This is a genomic window from Vibrio sp. 811, assembly GCF_033339195.1.
Window position 1 is genome coordinate 13,101 of sequence record NZ_JAWOUB010000010.1, and the last position, 18,074, is coordinate 31,174.

Sequence of the window (18,074 nt, forward strand, 5' to 3'; positions counted from 1 at the left end):
CTGTTTTGTTCACGTTTTGACCTATCCTTTCTCTTCCTAAGTTTGGCTTTTTGTATTTGCCGACTATTTTATTAATAGTTTTTTATGTTGAAAAAACACTTTTTGCATATGATATTGTTTGTTAAATGTTAATAAATGCACATGAATAATGCGGTTAATGATTTTGTTTAGCTCATGTTTACTTTTAGAGCATTTTTCTAGTTTTATTGGTGCATGACGCACAAAAATAGTGTGATATGAAAATGGTTAAATACTTGTTAATGCATTTTTATTCGCTAATTGTGCGTTTATTTAATGTTTTTTCGGCGGAATATACTTTAATTGTTGCTTTTTTGTGTGATTTTTGCCAAATTATTTCCGCATTAAGATTTCAGAGTATTATTCTGAATTTGAACGGATTCATTCAGGTGATGAATGGTGCCTTTGGCATGATTCGATACCACAGACAAGGCAGTAGAGGTCTGAAATGTCACTATTAGAAGTGAAAAACCTTCGTATTGAATACCCATCCCGACACGGCGTTCACGCTGCCGTGAAGTCACTTTCTTTTCATATTGAACGTGGTGAAATCGTGGGTGTTGTTGGCGAATCAGGTGCGGGTAAATCCACCGTTGGTAACGCTGTTATCGATTTGCTTAGTCCCCCAGGTCGCGTTGCTAGCGGTGATGTATTCTTGGATGGAGAAAAAATTTCTGGCCTATCACCAGAAGCGATGCGTAAGGTTCGCGGCTCGAAAATAGGTTTTATTTTCCAAGATCCGATGACCTCGCTCAATCCACTTTTTACTGTTGAGCAACAGCTGAAAGAGACGATCCACGCCAACATGAAAGTCTCTGATGAAGAGGCGTATCAGCGCGCGCTTTCTCTTATGCAGCAGGTTGGTATTCCGCAACCAGAAAACCGCTTAAAACAGTACCCGCACCAATTCTCTGGTGGTATGCGTCAGCGTGTTGTCATTGCTATTGCTTTGGCTGGTGAGCCTGATCTCATCATTGCGGACGAACCAACTACGGCGTTAGACGTTTCTATCCAAGACCAAATCCTCAACTTGATCCGCGAGTTGTGTATCAAGAACAATGTCGGCTGTATGTTGGTTACTCACGATATGGGTGTCGTCTCCAACGTCACCGATCGCGTGGCGGTAATGTATCGTGGTGACTTGGTGGAGTTTGGACCAACAGCCAAAGTATTGGGCGATCCTGATCATTCTTATACTCGCAGTCTAATTTCAGCGGTACCACGTTCAGACAGAAAGCTAGATCGTTTCCCGTTAGTAAGCTATATCGAAGAAGCGGCGGAAATGGAGCCACTCGATATCAAGAACCACTGGTTAGGACAAAGCCAAGATGAACGTGAGTACACTGGCCCGCTTTTGGACGTGAAGAACGTCAATCTTCGCTTTGTGACCAAAGACTCTTTGTTCGAGAGCCGCCGAGAATACGTGCAAGCATCTAATAATGTGAGCTTTGAAGTGCACGAAGGCGAAACCTTTGGTTTGGTGGGCGAGTCTGGTTCAGGTAAATCGACCATTGCACGTGTGATTGCTGGTTTATACCAACCTAACTCTGGTCAGGTGAAATTCGAGGGCATTGACCTGACCGCTTTAACCTCTGAGAAAGAGCGCCGCCCGATGCGTCGTCAAATGCAGATGGTGTTCCAAAACCCGTATACTTCAATGAACCCTCGTATGAAGGTATTTGATATTATTGCTGAGCCAATCCGTTTTCATAAATTGACGAAAAACGAGTCGGAAACTCGCCAAATCGTGAATGACCTATTGGATCATGTTGGTTTGGGTCGAATGGCTGGGCTAAAGTATCCTCATGAATTCTCCGGTGGTCAGCGTCAGCGTATTTCTATTGCGCGTGCGTTGGCGACTCGTCCTCGACTTTTGATTTGTGATGAACCGACCTCAGCACTGGACGTATCGGTACAGGCACAAATTCTAAACTTGCTGAAAGATCTGCAAAGTGAGCTGAACTTGACTATGTTGTTTATCAGCCACGATTTACCTGTTATTCGTCAGATGTGTGACCGAGTAGGTGTGATGCAAATGGGTACACTTTTAGAAGTGGCACCAACAGAACAGTTATTCACGGCACCTCAACACGAATACAGCAAAAAATTGATTTCTCTGATGCCGGAGTTTACTGGCTTGCGAGAAGAGATCGAAACGGCATAAACCAAGCAATTCGCTTGGCTAACCTTTAGTCATAACAAAGACGCAAACACAACAACAAGGGATCCGTATCCCCGCATGAAGGAGTTATGCAAATGAAAACCATGAAAAGCAAATTAGCAGTGGCGCTAATGGCTGCGGGCCTAAGCTTTAACGCAATGGCAGCAGATATCAAAGTTGGCTATGCAGCTGACCCAGTATCGCTTGACCCACATGAGCAGCTATCAGGTGGCACACTGCAAATGTCACACATGGTATTTGATCCGTTGGTTCGCTTTACTCAAAAAATGGATTTCGAGCCTCGCCTAGCAGAAAGCTGGGAACGTATTAACGATACGACTGTTCGTTTCAAACTGCGTGAAGGTGTGAAATTCCATTCTGGCAATACTCTAACGGCTGACGACGTCGTGTGGACGTTCCAGCGTTTACAAAGCTCTCCTGACTTTAAAAACATCTTCGACCCGTACGAAAAAATCGTCAAAGTTGACGACAACACGTTCGATCTTGTAACTAAAGGTCCTTACCCACTAGTGCTGCAAACCGCAACGTACATTTTCCCAATGGACAGCAAGTTCTACACTGGCAAAACTGCGGACGGCAAAGACAAGTCTGAGTTAGTGAAGCACGGTAACTCATTTGCATCGACTAACGTATCTGGCACGGGCCCATTCATTGTGACTTCACGTGAACAGGGCGTAAAAGTGGAATTTGAACGCTTTAAAGATTACTGGGACAAAGAGTCGAAAGGTAACGTTGATAAGCTAACGCTTGTGCCAATTAAAGAAGACGCAACTCGTGTAGCAGCGCTGCTTTCTGGCGGTGTTGACATGATTCACCCTGTAGCGCCAAACGACCACAAACGCGTTGAAGATGCTGATGGCATCGACCTAGTTACGCTACCTGGTACTCGTATCATCACGTTCCAACTAAACCAAAACAGCAACGAAGCATTGAAAGACGTTCGCGTTCGCCAAGCGATTGTTCACGCAATCAATAACGAAGGTATCGTGAAGAAAATCATGAAAGGTTTCGCAACGGCCGCTGGTCAGCAAAGCCCGGCAGGTTACGTGGGTCACGATGACAAACTGGTTCCTCGCTACGATCTGAAGAAAGCGAAAGAGCTGATGAAAGAAGCGGGTTACGAAAATGGCCTGACGCTAACGATGATCGCACCAAACAACCGTTACGTGAACGATGCGAAAGTAGCACAAGCGGCGGCGGCAATGTTGTCTAAGATCGGTATCAAGGTTGATCTGAAGACCATGCCAAAAGCGCAGTACTGGCCTGAGTTCGACAAGTGTGCGGCAGACATGCTAATGATCGGTTGGCACTCAGATACAGAAGACTCAGCGAACTTCAACGAGTTCCTAACGATGACTCGTAACGAAGAAACCGGTCGTGGTCAGTACAACTGTGGTTACTACTCAAACCCAGAAATGGACAAAGTGGTTGAAGCTGCGAACGTAGAGACGGATCCTGCGAAACGTGCAGAAATGCTGAAGGGCGTAGAAGCGACACTATACAACGACGCAGCATTCGTACCGCTACACTGGCAAAGTGAAGCATGGGGCGCGAAGTCTAACGTGAAAGCGGCAGATATCGTTAACCCAATGGTAATGCCTTACTTCGGTGACCTAGTGGTTGAATAATCACGGTTAGTCGACTTTGAGGAGGGATGGTTTTCCCTCCTCAACTTAAAGCACTCGACTCAGTTTTGTTTCAGTCGGATTGAGTTGGTTATTTAGACTGAATTTTCTCTCTAATTTAGAGATCTATGGATAGTTAAGGGGCAAGGAATGTTTTCGTTTCTGGTCAAGCGCCTGTTTCAGGCACTGATAGTGATGTTTGTGATCAGTTTGGTGGCGTTTGCCATTCAGGACAACCTGGGTGATCCGCTGCGTGAGCTTGTAGGTCAGTCGGTTTCGGAATCGGAGCGTCAAGCGCTACGCGACGACTTGGGCCTGAACGATCCCTTTATCACAAAGTACACGCGCTTTGTGGGTAATGCACTACAAGGTGATTTGGGTACATCATACTTTTTCAAGCGACCTGCGGTTGAGGTGATCCTCGATAAGCTGGTGGCAACATTAGAGCTCGTGTTTGGCGCGACGCTTATCATCATTGTTTTCTCTATTCCGCTTGGGGTGTACTCTGCGATTCATCCTAAGAGTGTTTTTACCAAATTTGTGATGGCGATGAGCAGTGTCGGTATCTCGATTCCGGTGTTCTTAACCGCAATCATGCTGATGTATGTCTTTTCAATAGAACTCGGTTGGTTGCCTTCCTATGGGCGAGGTGAAACCGCTAACGTACTCGGTTGGGAATCTGGCTTCTTTACCATTGATGGTATCAAGCACCTCATCCTACCTTGTATTGCGCTAGCGTCTATCATGCTGCCGTTGTTCATCCGTTTGGTACGTTCAGAAATGCTGGAAGTACTGAGTTCGGAATACATTAAGTTCGCCAAAGCAAAAGGTTTGAACTTACAAAAGATTTATTACCAACATGCACTTAAGAACACCATGCTACCAGTATTGACGGTAGGTGGCGTGCAGATTGGTACCATGGTGGCCTACACCATTCTTACTGAAACCGTGTTCCAATGGCCGGGCACTGGCTTCCTTTTCCTAGAGGCAATCAACCGTGTAGATACACCGCTGATCACTGCCTACGTTATCTTTGTTGGTCTGATCTTCGTGGTAACCAATACCATCGTTGACTTGCTGTATGGCATCATCAACCCAACTGTGAACCTAACTGGAAAAGGAGCTTAATCATGAGCCAATCAAATTTAACACCAGCTCCTGCTCCATCAACGTGGCAGCGCTTCAAAGAGTCAGATTTTCTGTATTACTTCAAACGCGACAAAGTGGCGATGGCGAGTTTTACCGTCTTTATGATGTTCTTAGTATTGGCATTGGCTGCACCGATTCTTGCGCCAACAGACCCGTACGATCTGACGTCTATCGACATCATGGATTCTGAGTTGCCACCTTCGTGGATGGAAGATGGCGATGAGCGCTTTGTGTTGGGTACTGACGAGCAAGGTCGCGATATTTTATCGACCATTCTTTACGGCTCTCGTCTGTCTCTAACCATCGGCTTCCTGGCGGTTGGCCTTCAGTTGGTACTGGGTATCATCATTGGTTTGTCGGCGGGTTATTTCGGCGGCCGTATCGATAGCTTCTTGATGCGTTTTGCAGACGTACAGTTGTCGTTCTCGACCATGATGGTCGCGATCATCGTGTCAGCTATCTTCAAAGCCAGCTTTGGCAGTGATTTTTACAGCCAATATGCGGTGGTCATGCTGGTGGTGATCATCGGTGTGGCAGAATGGCCGCAATACGCACGGACTATTCGTGCCTCGGTATTGGCAGAGAAGAAGAAAGAATACGTCGAAGCGGCGCGTGTGATGGGCTTTAAAGCTCCGCGAATCATGTTCCGTCACATTCTGCCAAACTGTCTATCGCCAATCTTGGTTATCTCGACGGTACAGGTAGCGAACGCGATCATGTCGGAAGCGGCACTGTCATTCCTAGGTTTGGGTCTTCCTGTTGATCAGCCGTCACTAGGTGCGCTGATCAGCATCGGCTTTAACTACATCTTCTCAGGTGCGTGGTGGATTACTGCCTTCCCAGGCATCGTGTTGGTTACACTGGTTCTGGTTATCAACTTATTGGGTGACTGGTTACGAGATGTATTCAACCCGAAACTGTACAAAGGTTAAGAATTTTCCCGCCAAGCGTTGTAAATTCGCTTAATTCCTTCCTAAACTGAGAGCCGGATGCAAATTCCGGCTCTTTTTTTGCTAGTTATTCTTTGTTCACATTTTTTTGGCGCTTTGCCGCCATAATGACCTTACCCACTAATTTAGAGTGAAGTGTATGGAAATGAAGAAGGCACAACACCCATCTCGTATCTTCCAAGCAAGCCTAGCTTTCGGCTTGTTGCTGGTATGCGCCCAGTTTTCTAGCCCAGTATCGGCGGAGGAGTTCCTTTGCCAAGCCACTCAAGCCAGCGAGAAAGAATTACCGATGCTTGAGAAAACGTGCCCAATTGGTAACGGAGTATGGGGAAAGAAAGTGCCGCAGGGGGGCAACTACCTTTACTGGATTCAATGCGGATTGCTACCCAAGCCTATGTCTCTCGCGAAAGCTAAGCCTCTCTATAGTAAAATCACGACTGACGTATGGATGAAGCCTGAATCCAAAGGCTATCGCTGTTTGATTGGACCTTACAAGGCATTGTCTGATGCGAGGGATGACTTACGAGGAGTCAAAACCTTGTCGAATTACAAAGAGGCGTTCATCCGAGTGGTTGGGAAAGGGACGAAACAACCAGTAACACCACCTACACCTAAATCTACTGTATCGTCGAAATCAGCCGCATCTTCGGTTAAGCCAACACCGACGGTGACCCCGAAACCCGCGCCAGTTCCTGCTGTGCGAGCTGATACCGACGCCTTTAAAGCGCGGGCAGAGAAGCCAGATACCAAGGCAAAAAGTTCACGTGATAGCTCTTCGTCTACGCCTGTTGCTAAGACCAAAGCGAAGCCAATTGTCACTGGAAATGATGACATTGAAGTTCGGTTGAGAACTTCAGTGCAGGGCAAAACGTACGTGGTCCCATATTTACTCGATCACCATAATCAGTTTTACATGGAACATGGTAAGCCGTGGAACCGCCTCAACTACGAAAACTCGCACAAAGTATGTCAGCAACTGGGTATGAACTTAGCTAACCCTGCAGAGTTTAAAGCGCTGAGGGCGTCTGGGGTGATGGAAAAAAATCAATGGCCACTGCAACTGCCGTATTGGGGCAAAGATAAGAAAGGTTTGTTCGCCGATCGTGAGCCCAATCAGCTCACCGGGACCTCATTATTGAACGTGGTGTGCGTGAAATAACGACTCAGATATTGTGGTCAAAATATAGAAGAAAGCCCCGAGTTCGGGGCTTTTTTGCGGTCTCAAATATAATCGCTATTTGAGTGGCGTTTCTTTGTGACAGTTAGAGCAGATATACACTTCTTTGATGCCGACCAATCGTTCCCAAAGTGTTCTGCGTCTTCTACGCAAATGCACGCTATCACAGCAAGGGTTAACGATGGTTGCTTTAGTCATCATCACCAGGCTCCAAAATCGGTAGTGAACTCGCGATGCTTGTCATGGCTTCTTTGCTGTTAGAGTACAGACCATATTCCGGTGCGGATTCATGACCGTTTTGTTCTTTACTCCAACGAATACCAATATAAAAGTCACCAAAATCGCGGTTGATGTAACGATGACGAGTTTTGTAATCTGACTCTGAGCCTGTTTCTTCTAGAATCAGCAGTTCACGGTCTTCATCATTCTGGATTTCCCAATTACCTGGAGTTTGGAATCCTGTTGGCATGAACGAAGTGTAGTTGTAAGTATCAGTGTCGTATTCGTACGCACCTGACGAGTATTTCAGGACTGTGTCGTCGCCTGTGCCATTACTTTCTACCATCAAGTCATGCTCTACCGTGCCGTGTTTGATGTGTTCTGCAACCGAAAGTGATTCTGCAAATGGGGTATTGCTTGAGTCCATCCAGAACAGCTCATCATCTGATATTTTAACGATCATTTGAGTGCCGTTATGCTCGGTTTTGTGCTGGTACAACATTTCATACTCGTCGCCGTAGCTGTTGTATAGCTTACCGTCTTTCAGCTCAACGTCGTTACAGTCTTTATTGTTGTATTCCGTGTAACCAGTTTGTTGGTCCAGATCGGCAAGAATGGCGTAAGCATCGTGTTCCCATGTGTCTTTTAGGAAGTCACTGATGTTCGCTTTGTACTCTTGATTCATCTCATCGTGGTTTGAACCCCAGCAGAATAGTAGGCCTTCAGAATCTTGCATCAATATGGCGTAGCCAATTTCACCATCTTTCTGTGCAAAGCTACCCATTTTCCATTCTTGACCGTTGAAGTGCTCGTGAGTGAAGCCCAAAGTCGGTACTACTGGTGGTGGCGTGACGCCTTCGATAACCGTTGGCATGCTGAGCGCAATTTGTACCGCGGTATGGCCATCTGTTGCGCTAATCGCAAGTACTGCTCCAGCTTCACCTGCTTTTGTTGGTGTGCCTTTAATGGTGATAATTGCATTACCATCCTCAGATACTGTTAGACCTTCAATGTCTACATAGTCCGCTGAGTAGTCGGTAATTTGACCGTCTTTATCTTGGAACAAACCAGAAATATCGAGTGTTTGTTCAAACACTTCACCTTGTTGTAGGTACCAACCATCAACGATGGACTGCAGACGCGCTTGTTCTGTTTCTACAACCATTGGTGGTAAGTTTGCCGATTCGATTTCGAACTGAAATACGGTGCTTACCGTACCCAAAACCTTACCTGACGAATCAATGTCTTGCGCCGTTAGAACAATCTCAAAATCACCAGCTTTCTCTACGATTGCAGTTGGATGTAGAACAATCAGGTTGCCAGTTTGCACAACTTCAATGCCTGTGCCTGCAAAGCTGTGCGTCAGTTTGGTTGTCACAAGGTTTTGGTCTTTGTCTGCAAATAGACCTTCAATGTCTAGCTCTAAGCCATCAAAGTCCACGCCTTGTACGATTTTTGGTAGTTTTTCTAGCTTATCTTTAGCTGCCTTTTCGACGATTTTGTTTATGGTTAGCTTGTTATTAACTGCCGTTTCAGGTGCTAAGGTGTCGCTGTCTGGGGTCGCGTCAGTGATGATTGGACGTAGATTTGGGTCATTGATGTTTTCGCCAGATGCAACAAGACGTTCCACTTCTTGGTTTGCCGCTTGAGCAAACTCCGTGGCTTTTTTCTCGTAGTTCGTTGGGTTTTGTGCTTTCGAGTCGGTCAGAATCTGAGCGGTTTTATGTAGTTCGGCGTTTTTTGTCGCACCTTCAACAAAATCACTGTACAGATCAATTGGTGCTTCTTCTGAGCCTCCTAGCGCTTGGTTTACTTTCGCTTTCGCATCTTCTTCACTAATGGCTGGATCTTTTGCCATTTCAATCGCCACAAGATCCGTGATAGGTGAAATCACGTTTGACGATGTTGGTGCACGGAATACGATTTCGTGCGCCATAGCTTGGCCTGGATGATCCATATCAACCGTGTATTTGCCAGCGTACTCTTTCGCATCCAAGGCGATGAGCTGTTTCTGCTTTGAACCGTTTGGTGTGATGGTCTGTAGCGCTAGAGTGCTTTCTGGTTTTGCATCCAATTTCAGTTGACCTTTCTCATCGGTCAGACCAAGGAATGTTTCTTGAGTGTCCCATTGGCCGTTGTTGTTCGTATCTTCAAAAACAACGGCATGCTTGAAGTAGCCGTCAAAACCTGTGATCACAACGCCGTCGTTAGCACTGTTTGAACCACCATCTGAACCGCCACAGCCTGTAAGAGCGATAGCCACTGACGCTGCTAGTAAACTCACCTTATTCATTATTTATTTGTCCTTGTTTCGTTTCCGAATGAGAAAGTCGCTTTTTTTATTATTTTTTTCTTTATATCTCACTAGTGAGATATAAGAGAGTGGTGTCTTTTTAATGACTATTGAGCTTAGGTTCAAGACACGAAAATCCGCACAAAACCCGTAAAATTTATTTCTATTTTTTGTCTATGATGGAAAATTTATAATTTGATCACGGTTCCAGTTTTATTTTGGGAATGATTGTTTTGTTAATATAACCACCGGTAAAAAAGGTTTATTGGGTGTCGCTAAGGACAGGGGCGTGATAAATCATGTTGATCTTAAATTCCTCAACGCGATCAGCAAATTGAGGGTGAGGTTTAAGCACATAACTGTAGACTTCGCCTGGAATGAATATGTCGTAATCTGTGTATTCAAGGTTGTAAAACATAAATGTTCGTTGCCAGTAATTATCTGGCCATTCAGCACAATGTATTGGATTTACGCCGTCAAAATCCATTGAGCTAGAGATAATATCGGCAAACTCGCCTCGCCCCGCTACGATAGAGCTGTACCAGTAAAATAAATAATCATGACAAAATAGGTCATGTTGATTTGATTTCATATTGAGATCAGAGTCCAGTTTGTGCACTGGTTCGTTACCCTGAACACTTTTATCAAATATGTAGTTGCTAGCAGTCCCGTTTATGTAACCTCCTCCTGAAATTGGGAAGAGGTAGTCAAACGACGTTCCTTGATATTCGTACTCGCCAGTGTGGACATTGATGCGCTTTTCCATGGACTGCTTGTTCTTTTGCATGGTATAGCTTTCGAATTGTTTACCATCAAACACGGTGGTGAAGTAGTTCCGAGTATCTTCATGAACCTGAGATGGGTATTCTTTTTTGATGGTCCAAATTTGGCGTACACCTTGGACATAAACGATCAACGAGTCATCACTGATTTTGTACTTGCCCACTTTTTTCAAGTCTCCCTTTTCAGGACACTGGCGTTTGTTGTGTGAGGCGGCATAACTTACTTCGCCCCCCTCAAACTGAAAGGCCTCGCAATACACCACTTCATACGCGTACGCGATACCTGCAAGATTTTGTGTCGTCTCTAGGCGATAAACTACATCGCCAACTAACGAGTGTTCTGTGTCATTTTGATCGGGTGTGATAACGGGTAACTCAAAGCGCGTTGTGACCCATGCATGATCGCTATTACCGTGATAATCATCGCGCGCTGCTACCGCCAAATATGTGGTGGTTTTTATTTCCTCAGGCGCTCCTTGCACCATCATTTGTCCTTGGTTGAGGACTCTTAACCCATTGGCGTTTTCAAGCCAAATCTGAGTGGTGAGGAGATCGCCATCTGGGTCTTCAAAAAGCTGGTTAAGGTTGAGCGAATAACTCACCGGAGAGTTTTGTTTCAGCTCCCAAGCATAAATAATGGTTTGTAGCTGCTGTTCCACAGTGAGGTTGATGATGGGTTTATTATTCTCTGATGGGTCCTCTTGTGGTCGGCTGTTCTTATCACCCAATGCTGACTCGTAAAACGTGTTGTCTTCTGTGGTATGAAATGGATTCGTAACAGGGCCAGGTTGTCCTAAAAGGGCGGAGTTAAATGCGTCATCTCCCGTCTTTTTAGGAGTGCGATCCAACGCAGAACCTGTCAACGCTTGCTTTACTTCAACTAAAGATGTGCGCTCATATTGACGATGTGCTTGCTGGGTTGACTTGTCGGCGTTGTCTGACGAGTCTTTCACAGATGCCAAATTGTGTTTGTTTGAAATGAAGTAAATACCGAACAAACCGACGCATACTGCGCCGATTATCCAAAGCTTTTTGTTCATGATTACGTGTGCGCCATTCGTGATTGTAGCCAACTGCGAGAGAATTTGAGGTCTTTCTCTATCAGGCTTGCGCTGCACTCGAGTAGCTCACTGATTTCTTGGTTTTTCATGCCCATTAAATACTTGAGTTTGAGTGCGCTCGATTGGCGTGGATAGCGGCTACTGAAACTATCCAGAGCTTTATCCATGATAATCAATTGCTCGAAACGATCTTCTTCATCTCTCATCAATGTAATGTGTTGACGCTTTTGTGCTTGGTGCGAGCGTGCGTTGTCGATCAAGATTTGACGCATCACTTTGGCGGCCATCAAAAAGAAATCGCGCTTTGTTTCAATTTCACTCATGTCGCAGTTGGACATTTTCAGGTAAGCATCATGAATTAATGCCGTGGTGCTGTTGACGCTGTCTGCCAGTACTTTGTTGTCGGTGCCGTACTTTTCTGCATTTCGTTCACGCTCGTGTTGGGCGATCTTACGCAACTGTAAATAAGCAAACTGATAGAGCTCGCTCTCAGCTCGTTTATCACCAGATTGCCATTGTTGAATGATTTGTGTCAGTGCTACTGCTGTTGCCATGGTTATACATCCTCGCTCACTTTGACAAATTCAGAAATGGTGTGGGTTTCAATGCGATCGGAACCGTCTTGGTTGCGCAGAACATTTTGTTGATAGCGATATAAAATGCCTTGCTCCCAAGTTGCACCAGCTGGCAAGTATTCCCAGGTGGTGTAATTGATTTCGGATGGGGTTGTTGACCAACGTACCATGACGTTCATTTGCGCGAGTTCGGCTTTGGGGGCGCTATTGTTGACCCACCACATGTCGGCAAATTCGCGGGTAACATCTTGGGTGTACAGGCTTGTATCGGTTGGGCAGGTGTCCGTATTTTGCGGCAGTCGCATGACTTGTTGATGGCGCATCAATAGGCACGATTGTGTCATGGACTGTTGGTGGTATTCGGTTTGCTGCCACACGCCGAGGTAGTCAATATCGTGTTCGCTAGTATTGGGATACGTAAACCAGAGCATTTCTGTGCGGTTATTGTGTTGGATGTTTTTTTTACGCCCGAGACCTTGTACTTTTTCCATCAATAACTCGGTGCTCGGATCAAAATTGAGGGCAACGGAGCGGTACTTCCAGTCACCTTCATCATCGAAGTCTTCGAGAGAGAAGCCATTCAAGTCGTTGCGGGTGCACCCTGTGATTGAACAACCAACGATATTAAACCAATCCGCAAACTTGCTTATCGGTTCGACGACATCTTCCGTGATAGGGCGCTTCATCGAGAGGAAGCAGCCTTGAAAATGGTCGCCAATGCTTGGGTGTTCAATCAATGAGTCTTTGGTGATAGTGAATCGAGTTTCACCAATAGGAGGACGATATTTGGGATGATGCTGATAGCGTAGATCGTAAGCACAAGCGCGGCCTTGCCAATCCTTCTTTTTGATGACGATGTTTTTGAACGTCATGTCGCGAGGTTCAAAAATGATCTCATCAGAGGAAAAGTTTTTTTCAATGTACTGCTGGCTTTCGTTTAGGTGCTCAATCGCCTCATTGACAGATACCCAATCGAGATTGAGGTAGCGTTTAGCGTCATCCAGGTAATTGAGATCAAGGCCTTTGAGCTGGCTTTGAAAGTGAGGATCAGAAAGCACACGGTTTGCTAGGACAATTTCCTCACGATTCTCAGGCGTGCTGTCGAGAGAAAGCAGCAGACGCGTCATATTGATGCTGCGGCTAGGTTTGGTTGTCGCCATCGTCGGCGTCAGCACTTCTTGGCTTGATAAGGTCGTCAGCAGATAACCTTTATCATCGTTACCAAGGAAGAAGCTAATTACATCACCGGGTTGGTAATGAAATGCTCCTTGCTGAGTGACGCCAGTGATATTGGAACTGGTTTTGTAATACAGGCCAGTCACTGGGGCGTCGATAAAGTAGCCTTGCTTCAAGGTTGAAGCTGGTGGTTGTGAAGTGGCAGCTGAAACGTCTGCTGCCAACGTGGACGTAGCCGTCAATGCAGACAGCCAAAATACCACTGAACGTGTATACATCTTGTTTTAAGCCTTATTGGTTGGTGCTGTCCTTAGACGCACAATTTGGCTGACAACTCATTGGTGTAGTTAGGTGCTTCTCTGGCACCGGTGTCATCATCGCCAACAACATTTTTTGTTTTATATGTTTGGGGATATCTGGGTTAGAGAGTATCCGCCTTCGTGTTAACTCCATCATGGAGTTCACTGAGAGATGTTCGACATTTTGCCCCTTCGCGTGGAAGATGAGGCGAGTCATTTCGTACATCATATCTTCTGCAATCTTCTTCTCTTGTTGCAGCTGGATATTCTTTTGCATCATGGCGCTGCCAAATAACACACCAGAGAGCACAATGATGCCTGACAATACCGAAGCAAGGGGACGTCGTTGTACCAAGCGAAAGGCGCTATACAATGGCCAGTTTTTTTTCTGCTCGATTGGACGGCGTTCGATAATTCGTTCGATATCAATGCCCAATGCTCGAACATTGATATATCGCATTTGAGTGGCAGGACGCGTTGCGCGTCTTATCACCCAGTAAACATCAGACCAAATTGTTGGTGATGGAAACATCAAAGCGAGAATTTTGCCTAAGGAGTACACGTCGCTTTGCTCTGTTAGAACCTGTCCTGCTTGCTGCTCTGGGCTGGCAAAATTTTGGCTAAACGCAATCAGCGCTGAGGGTGAATCTTCTCGGTTGGAGTGCGCTTTTTGAGTCAAGTTGAAGTCAAGCAGCTTGGGACGCTTGCTACGATCAATCAGTATATTTTCTGGTTTTAGATCGGCATGCAAAACCTGGTGCTGGTGGGCGTGCTCCATCGCCTGGCAGATCTGCTTAAACAACAGCAGCTTCTCCGTTTTTTCTAGCTTATTTTCAGATAGATACTCATCCAAAGTTTGACCAAACACCCGCTCCATCACGATGTAAACCGAATCTTGATGGAGACCGCCGTCAAACACTTTCGCGATGTAAGGATGGTTTAGACGCGCGAGAAGTTGAGCTTCATCGAAGAGTGCACGTTGCCCTAACACATTGCTCAAATTGCTTTGAATAAACTTGATAGCCAGATCTTGCTCGAACGTTTCATCTGCACGTAGAGCGGCGTATACGACACCCATGCCACCACGCCCCAACTCATGAGTTAGGCGGTACTTACTGATGATTTCTCCGCTTAGATCGACGTCTTGGTTCGTAGCCTGATGAGCACCAAAATAAAGTAACTGCGTTAGTTGTTCTTCCGGTGTCTCGTTGGCTAAAAGAGGAACGAGTTGTCGATACAGCTCAGGTTGACTTCGTTGCAATGCTTGGAGGTATTGCTGCTTTTGGGAGTCGTCCAGATCAAGCAGGTGGTAGTAAATCTGGGTTTCGCTAGAGCCTAACTGCACTGTGACTAATGTCTTATTCTTTTAGGTACGGCATTTTATAAGAACTTTGATATAAATGTCATTTATTTATTCGGTTTTGATTCACAATCCATGAAACGCAATTTGATGGCTAGTGGAGTAATAACGTCATGATTTTGCGAATTATTTTCACTGAGCTTGTCGGCAGAGAGTCTATTCGTCATAATGTTACTTGTAACATTACTGATAAATCACATATTTATGGCTCAACAGAATAAGAAAACTCGTACGACATTGCAGGATGTCGCAGACCAGGTTGGCGTCACGAAAATGACCGTTTCACGCTATATGCGTAACCCCGAATCGGTGGCAGAAAAGACTCGGGCCAAGATTGCGACTGCGATTGAAGAGATGGGTTACATCGAAAACCGTGCACCGGCGATGTTGTCAAAGTCCTCCAGTAAAGCCATTGGTATTTTACTGCCGTCTTTGTCCAACCAAATTTTTGCTTCCTTTGTTCAGGGCATAGAGATGGTGACCAAAGCCAATGGCTATGAGACGCTTTTAGCGCATTTTAGCTACGATGAGCTTGAAGAAGAGCGCAAGATCGCGTCATTACTCTCTTATCAAGTCGATGGGCTTATTCTAACTGAAAGCCATCACACGCCGCGTACATTACAGATGATCAAAAATGCGGGCATTCCGGTGGTCGAAACCATGGAACTGCCATCGGAGCCGATTGATATGGCGGTTGGACTCGATCATGAGGATGCGTCGTACACCGTGGTTAAGCAGATGCTAGATACGGGGAAGCGTACAATCGTCTATTTTGGCGCGCGTCTGGATACGCGAACCAAATTGCGGATGCAAGGTTACGATCGCGCGATGACAGAAGCAGGGCTAGAACCCAAACATGTATTAACTGGTGATCATTCTAGTTTTTCTTTAGCACATGATTTGCTCGAACGCGCACTGGAAACGCACCCAACGCTCGATGGGGTGTTCTGTACCAACGATGACATCGCAATTGGCACCATGTTGAGTGCGCAGCAACGTGGCATTCAAGTTCCACAGCAATTGGCAGTGGCGGGCTATAACGCGCTGGATATCGGTCAAACCATCAGCCCGAAACTGACCAGCGTTGATACGCCGCGTTTCCAAATTGGTGTAAAGAGCGCAGAACTATTAATTGCGCGCCTGAAAGGCGAAACGCAAGAAGAAAAAGTCTTCGATATGGGGTATCAGATTACGTCGGGAGAGAGTGTTTAACTCGCAGTTAACCGCTCTTCGTATTCGCTCATTAATGGTATTGGCAGGTTAGGGTATGGCACATCAGCTGGATGCATTGGATCTCAACTTAATGCGTTTATTAAAAGCCGTGGTGGAAAACCGCAGCATCAAGCTGGCCGCAATGCAGCTTGGCATTTCTCAACCGAGCGCCAGCCGCGGCGTGATGAAGTTGAAACAAGTGTTTGATGACCCGCTTTTTGTGCGTAAAGCACATGGGGTAGAGCCATCACCCATGGCGATTCGTCTCGCCGCCGAGTTCGACAATATGGTTGCACCACTGGAAAAAGTGGTGCAAGAATTTGAAGTGTTCGACCCGCTGCAATACCAAGGGCAGATTGCGATTGTAACTGACCCTTATTTGATGGATGAACAAGGGCAGCGACTGCTCACTGGTTGTCATCGAGCCTTTCCCAAAGCGCACTTTGCTTTTTCCAGCTGGAATACTTACTCGCACGATGAAATGTTAGAAGGCGAGCACGATTACTGCATTCTTGACCAAGAGACCGAGCTGTCGAAAGACATTTACATGCGCCCGTTATTCGTTGAAAAACGGGTGATTTTGGCGCGCAAAAATCACCCAACGTTGTCGAAAGTCAGCAATGATTGGGACACGGTGTCCAAACTACCACTTGTCTCTTTGCCTGCGCCCGCGTCATATAAACCGCTTTGTACCGTGGAGTCCGAGTATCGACGCATGGGTTATGAGCCAGTAGTGTTACTGAAGTCCTATAATTTGCGTTTGGCTTGCCAAATGTTGCAAGAAACCGACGCGATTATGTATGCCAGTCAAAGCTCGGCATTGTTGATGCCAGAACTCGCCTCTTACGCAATGCCACCCGTTAATCGTGAGTTCAGTCAGTTTGTGGTCTCTGGCGGTTTCCTTCAAACCAACCGCAACCATCCTTTGCACAGACACCTACATAAAGTGGTGCGACAAACCCTCAATACGCCGCTGATTTTTACGCAGTGACGTCACCTGATGGCATCAGCTGAATGAGAGAGCAGATGCTTTAACCTTATCAATGTTGTGTGATTACATAGACAACTTATTTCTTAAGATATTCAAAAATGAATATCTCAATTACCTGTCTCTTTTTCCTACCCAGCGCTAACCTTATCTCAAATAGTCAGGAGAAGTGGCTCATTTTTATCTTTTTAACTTTTTGAATGTCGATATAGGTACGCGGCATTCACCATTCTCCGTTATGCATTTTTTTAATTTCTGATGGAGGATTAATCATGCTAGTTGCACGTCTATTTTTATTGCTCGCCATCGTTGCCGAAGTGGCTGGCACCAGCACTATGTCTCTTATCGGACAAGGGCACGGGTGGTGGGGCTACATCGTAATGTATGTGCTGATCGCAATCTCTTACTACTTCCTCGCATTTGCCGCGAAGAAAATATCGATCGGTGTGGCATACGCTGTCTGGGAAGGGTTAGGTATCTCGTTGATCACCGTGGTGTCGATCATCGCCTTTGATGCCAACTTAAACCATCAAGAGTTGTTTGGTTTGATGTTAGCCGTTGTTGGCATTGTGTGTGTGACCTTAGGGGAATCACATGGTCAGCCTAACGCCAAGAAAAATGCCGATAAACCGGCAAAAGAACGTTCATTTTCTACTAGTACAAGGTGCGAATCATGAGTCAATTTTTTACGATGTCATTTGGATTTGTCGTGATGGCTGCCTTGGTCGATATCATGGCCAATATGGCGCTGACACGCTCAAAAGGTTTTAAATACAAAGGCTGGGGCATTGCGGCGATTGTGTTGGTACTGACAGCATTCACGCTGTTGGCACAAGCGGTTAAAGAGATCGACTTAGCCATTGCTTACGCCTCTTGGGGCGCGATCGGTATCTTGGGTACCGCAGTGGGTGGAGCCTTGCTGTTTAAGCAGAAACTCAAGCCAATCGGCTGGTTTGGTATCTTTGTGGTGATTGCTGCGGTCGTGGTGATGAAGACCGCTTGATGTAA

Annotated in this window: 15 protein-coding genes; 9 read left to right on the forward strand and 6 right to left on the reverse strand. The window is 45.9% G+C overall.

Annotated elements, in window-relative coordinates; genetic code table 11:
• Positions 1 to 466 precede the first annotated feature (466 nt).
• The 5 genes from R7Q46_RS15385 (at position 467) to R7Q46_RS15405 (ending at position 7,083) form a co-directional block, all read left to right on the forward strand.
• Positions 467 to 2,182 carry a dipeptide ABC transporter ATP-binding protein gene (locus tag R7Q46_RS15385; RefSeq protein WP_005379108.1) on the forward strand — a complete coding sequence of 572 codons (1,716 nt, stop codon included), beginning with the start codon at positions 467 to 469 and terminating at the stop codon, positions 2,180 to 2,182.
• A 92-nt stretch (positions 2,183 to 2,274) separates the two neighbouring features.
• Positions 2,275 to 3,828, forward strand: coding sequence for an ABC transporter substrate-binding protein (locus R7Q46_RS15390; protein WP_005379109.1), 1,554 nt, complete (start codon positions 2,275 to 2,277; stop codon positions 3,826 to 3,828).
• A 147-nt stretch (positions 3,829 to 3,975) separates the two neighbouring features.
• The gene (locus R7Q46_RS15395) at positions 3,976 to 4,953 is read left to right on the forward strand and encodes an ABC transporter permease (protein WP_005379110.1); all 978 of its coding nucleotides are present in this window, start codon (positions 3,976 to 3,978) and stop codon (positions 4,951 to 4,953) included.
• A 2-nt stretch (positions 4,954 to 4,955) separates the two neighbouring features.
• A complete protein-coding gene (locus R7Q46_RS15400; RefSeq protein ID WP_171343022.1) occupies positions 4,956 to 5,906 on the forward strand; it encodes an ABC transporter permease in 951 nt (316 codons plus the stop codon).
• A gap of 157 nt (positions 5,907 to 6,063) precedes the next feature.
• Entirely contained in the window at positions 6,064 to 7,083 is a 1,020-nt protein-coding gene (locus tag R7Q46_RS15405; protein ID WP_213908236.1) for an SPOR domain-containing protein, read from the forward strand.
• 75 nt (positions 7,084 to 7,158) lie between these two features.
• On the opposite strand, the gene R7Q46_RS15410 is transcribed toward R7Q46_RS15405, so the two are convergent.
• The 6 genes from R7Q46_RS15410 to R7Q46_RS15435 form a co-directional block, all read right to left on the reverse strand.
• Entirely contained in the window at positions 7,159 to 7,302 is a 144-nt protein-coding gene (locus R7Q46_RS15410; RefSeq protein WP_012841245.1) for a hypothetical protein, read from the reverse strand.
• Positions 7,292 to 9,613, reverse strand: a complete 2,322-nt coding sequence (locus R7Q46_RS15415) for an acid phosphatase (protein WP_318077597.1) — start codon at positions 9,611 to 9,613, stop codon at positions 7,292 to 7,294. Before R7Q46_RS15415 ends, R7Q46_RS15410 begins: the two co-directional genes overlap by 11 nt.
• A gap of 262 nt (positions 9,614 to 9,875) precedes the next feature.
• Positions 9,876 to 11,435: a hypothetical protein gene (locus R7Q46_RS15420; RefSeq protein ID WP_318077598.1), complete on the reverse strand. Its 1,560-nt coding sequence runs from the start codon at positions 11,433 to 11,435 to the stop codon at positions 9,876 to 9,878.
• 2 nt (positions 11,436 to 11,437) lie between these two features.
• The gene (locus R7Q46_RS15425; RefSeq protein ID WP_005379118.1) at positions 11,438 to 12,010 is read right to left on the reverse strand and encodes a sigma-70 family RNA polymerase sigma factor; all 573 of its coding nucleotides are present in this window, start codon (positions 12,008 to 12,010) and stop codon (positions 11,438 to 11,440) included.
• A 2-nt stretch (positions 12,011 to 12,012) separates the two neighbouring features.
• The gene (locus R7Q46_RS15430) at positions 12,013 to 13,485 is read right to left on the reverse strand and encodes a chromosome partitioning protein ParA (protein WP_169628353.1); all 1,473 of its coding nucleotides are present in this window, start codon (positions 13,483 to 13,485) and stop codon (positions 12,013 to 12,015) included.
• Positions 13,486 to 13,498: 13 nt separating this feature from the next.
• Positions 13,499 to 14,851, reverse strand: coding sequence for a serine/threonine-protein kinase (locus R7Q46_RS15435; protein WP_169628352.1), 1,353 nt, complete (start codon positions 14,849 to 14,851; stop codon positions 13,499 to 13,501).
• 219 nt (positions 14,852 to 15,070) lie between these two features.
• On the opposite strand from R7Q46_RS15435, the gene R7Q46_RS15440 reads away from it, so the two are divergent.
• The 4 genes from R7Q46_RS15440 to R7Q46_RS15455 all read left to right on the forward strand — a co-directional run bounded on the left by R7Q46_RS15440 (position 15,071) and on the right by R7Q46_RS15455 (position 18,069).
• Positions 15,071 to 16,078, forward strand: a complete 1,008-nt coding sequence (locus R7Q46_RS15440) for a substrate-binding domain-containing protein (protein WP_017636149.1) — start codon at positions 15,071 to 15,073, stop codon at positions 16,076 to 16,078.
• 55 nt (positions 16,079 to 16,133) lie between these two features.
• Entirely contained in the window at positions 16,134 to 17,069 is a 936-nt protein-coding gene (locus tag R7Q46_RS15445) for a LysR family transcriptional regulator (protein WP_005379132.1), read from the forward strand.
• A gap of 269 nt (positions 17,070 to 17,338) precedes the next feature.
• A complete protein-coding gene (locus R7Q46_RS15450; RefSeq protein WP_005379135.1) occupies positions 17,339 to 17,743 on the forward strand; it encodes an SMR family transporter in 405 nt (134 codons plus the stop codon).
• A complete protein-coding gene (locus R7Q46_RS15455; protein WP_005478614.1) occupies positions 17,740 to 18,069 on the forward strand; it encodes an SMR family transporter in 330 nt (109 codons plus the stop codon). The genes R7Q46_RS15450 and R7Q46_RS15455 overlap by 4 nt, the downstream gene beginning before the upstream one ends.
• Positions 18,070 to 18,074 lie beyond the last annotated feature (5 nt).

Excerpts from the sequence above, each read along its gene's own strand:
- R7Q46_RS15385 (WP_005379108.1), top strand. The coding sequence starts at position 467 with ATGTCACTATTAGAAGTGAAAAACCTTCGTATTGAATACCCATCCCGA.
- R7Q46_RS15390 (WP_005379109.1), top strand. The coding sequence starts at position 2,275 with ATGAAAACCATGAAAAGCAAATTAGCAGTGGCGCTAATGGCTGCGGGC.
- R7Q46_RS15395 (WP_005379110.1), top strand. The coding sequence starts at position 3,976 with ATGTTTTCGTTTCTGGTCAAGCGCCTGTTTCAGGCACTGATAGTGATG.
- R7Q46_RS15400 (WP_171343022.1), top strand. The coding sequence starts at position 4,956 with ATGAGCCAATCAAATTTAACACCAGCTCCTGCTCCATCAACGTGGCAG.
- R7Q46_RS15405 (WP_213908236.1), top strand. The coding sequence starts at position 6,064 with ATGGAAATGAAGAAGGCACAACACCCATCTCGTATCTTCCAAGCAAGC.
- R7Q46_RS15410 (WP_012841245.1), bottom strand. The coding sequence starts at position 7,302 with ATGATGACTAAAGCAACCATCGTTAACCCTTGCTGTGATAGCGTGCAT.
- R7Q46_RS15415 (WP_318077597.1), bottom strand. The coding sequence starts at position 9,613 with ATGAATAAGGTGAGTTTACTAGCAGCGTCAGTGGCTATCGCTCTTACA.
- R7Q46_RS15420 (WP_318077598.1), bottom strand. The coding sequence starts at position 11,435 with ATGAACAAAAAGCTTTGGATAATCGGCGCAGTATGCGTCGGTTTGTTC.
- R7Q46_RS15425 (WP_005379118.1), bottom strand. The coding sequence starts at position 12,010 with ATGGCAACAGCAGTAGCACTGACACAAATCATTCAACAATGGCAATCT.
- R7Q46_RS15430 (WP_169628353.1), bottom strand. The coding sequence starts at position 13,485 with ATGTATACACGTTCAGTGGTATTTTGGCTGTCTGCATTGACGGCTACG.
- R7Q46_RS15440 (WP_017636149.1), top strand. The coding sequence starts at position 15,071 with ATGGCTCAACAGAATAAGAAAACTCGTACGACATTGCAGGATGTCGCA.
- R7Q46_RS15445 (WP_005379132.1), top strand. The coding sequence starts at position 16,134 with ATGGCACATCAGCTGGATGCATTGGATCTCAACTTAATGCGTTTATTA.
- R7Q46_RS15450 (WP_005379135.1), top strand. The coding sequence starts at position 17,339 with ATGCTAGTTGCACGTCTATTTTTATTGCTCGCCATCGTTGCCGAAGTG.
- R7Q46_RS15455 (WP_005478614.1), top strand. The coding sequence starts at position 17,740 with ATGAGTCAATTTTTTACGATGTCATTTGGATTTGTCGTGATGGCTGCC.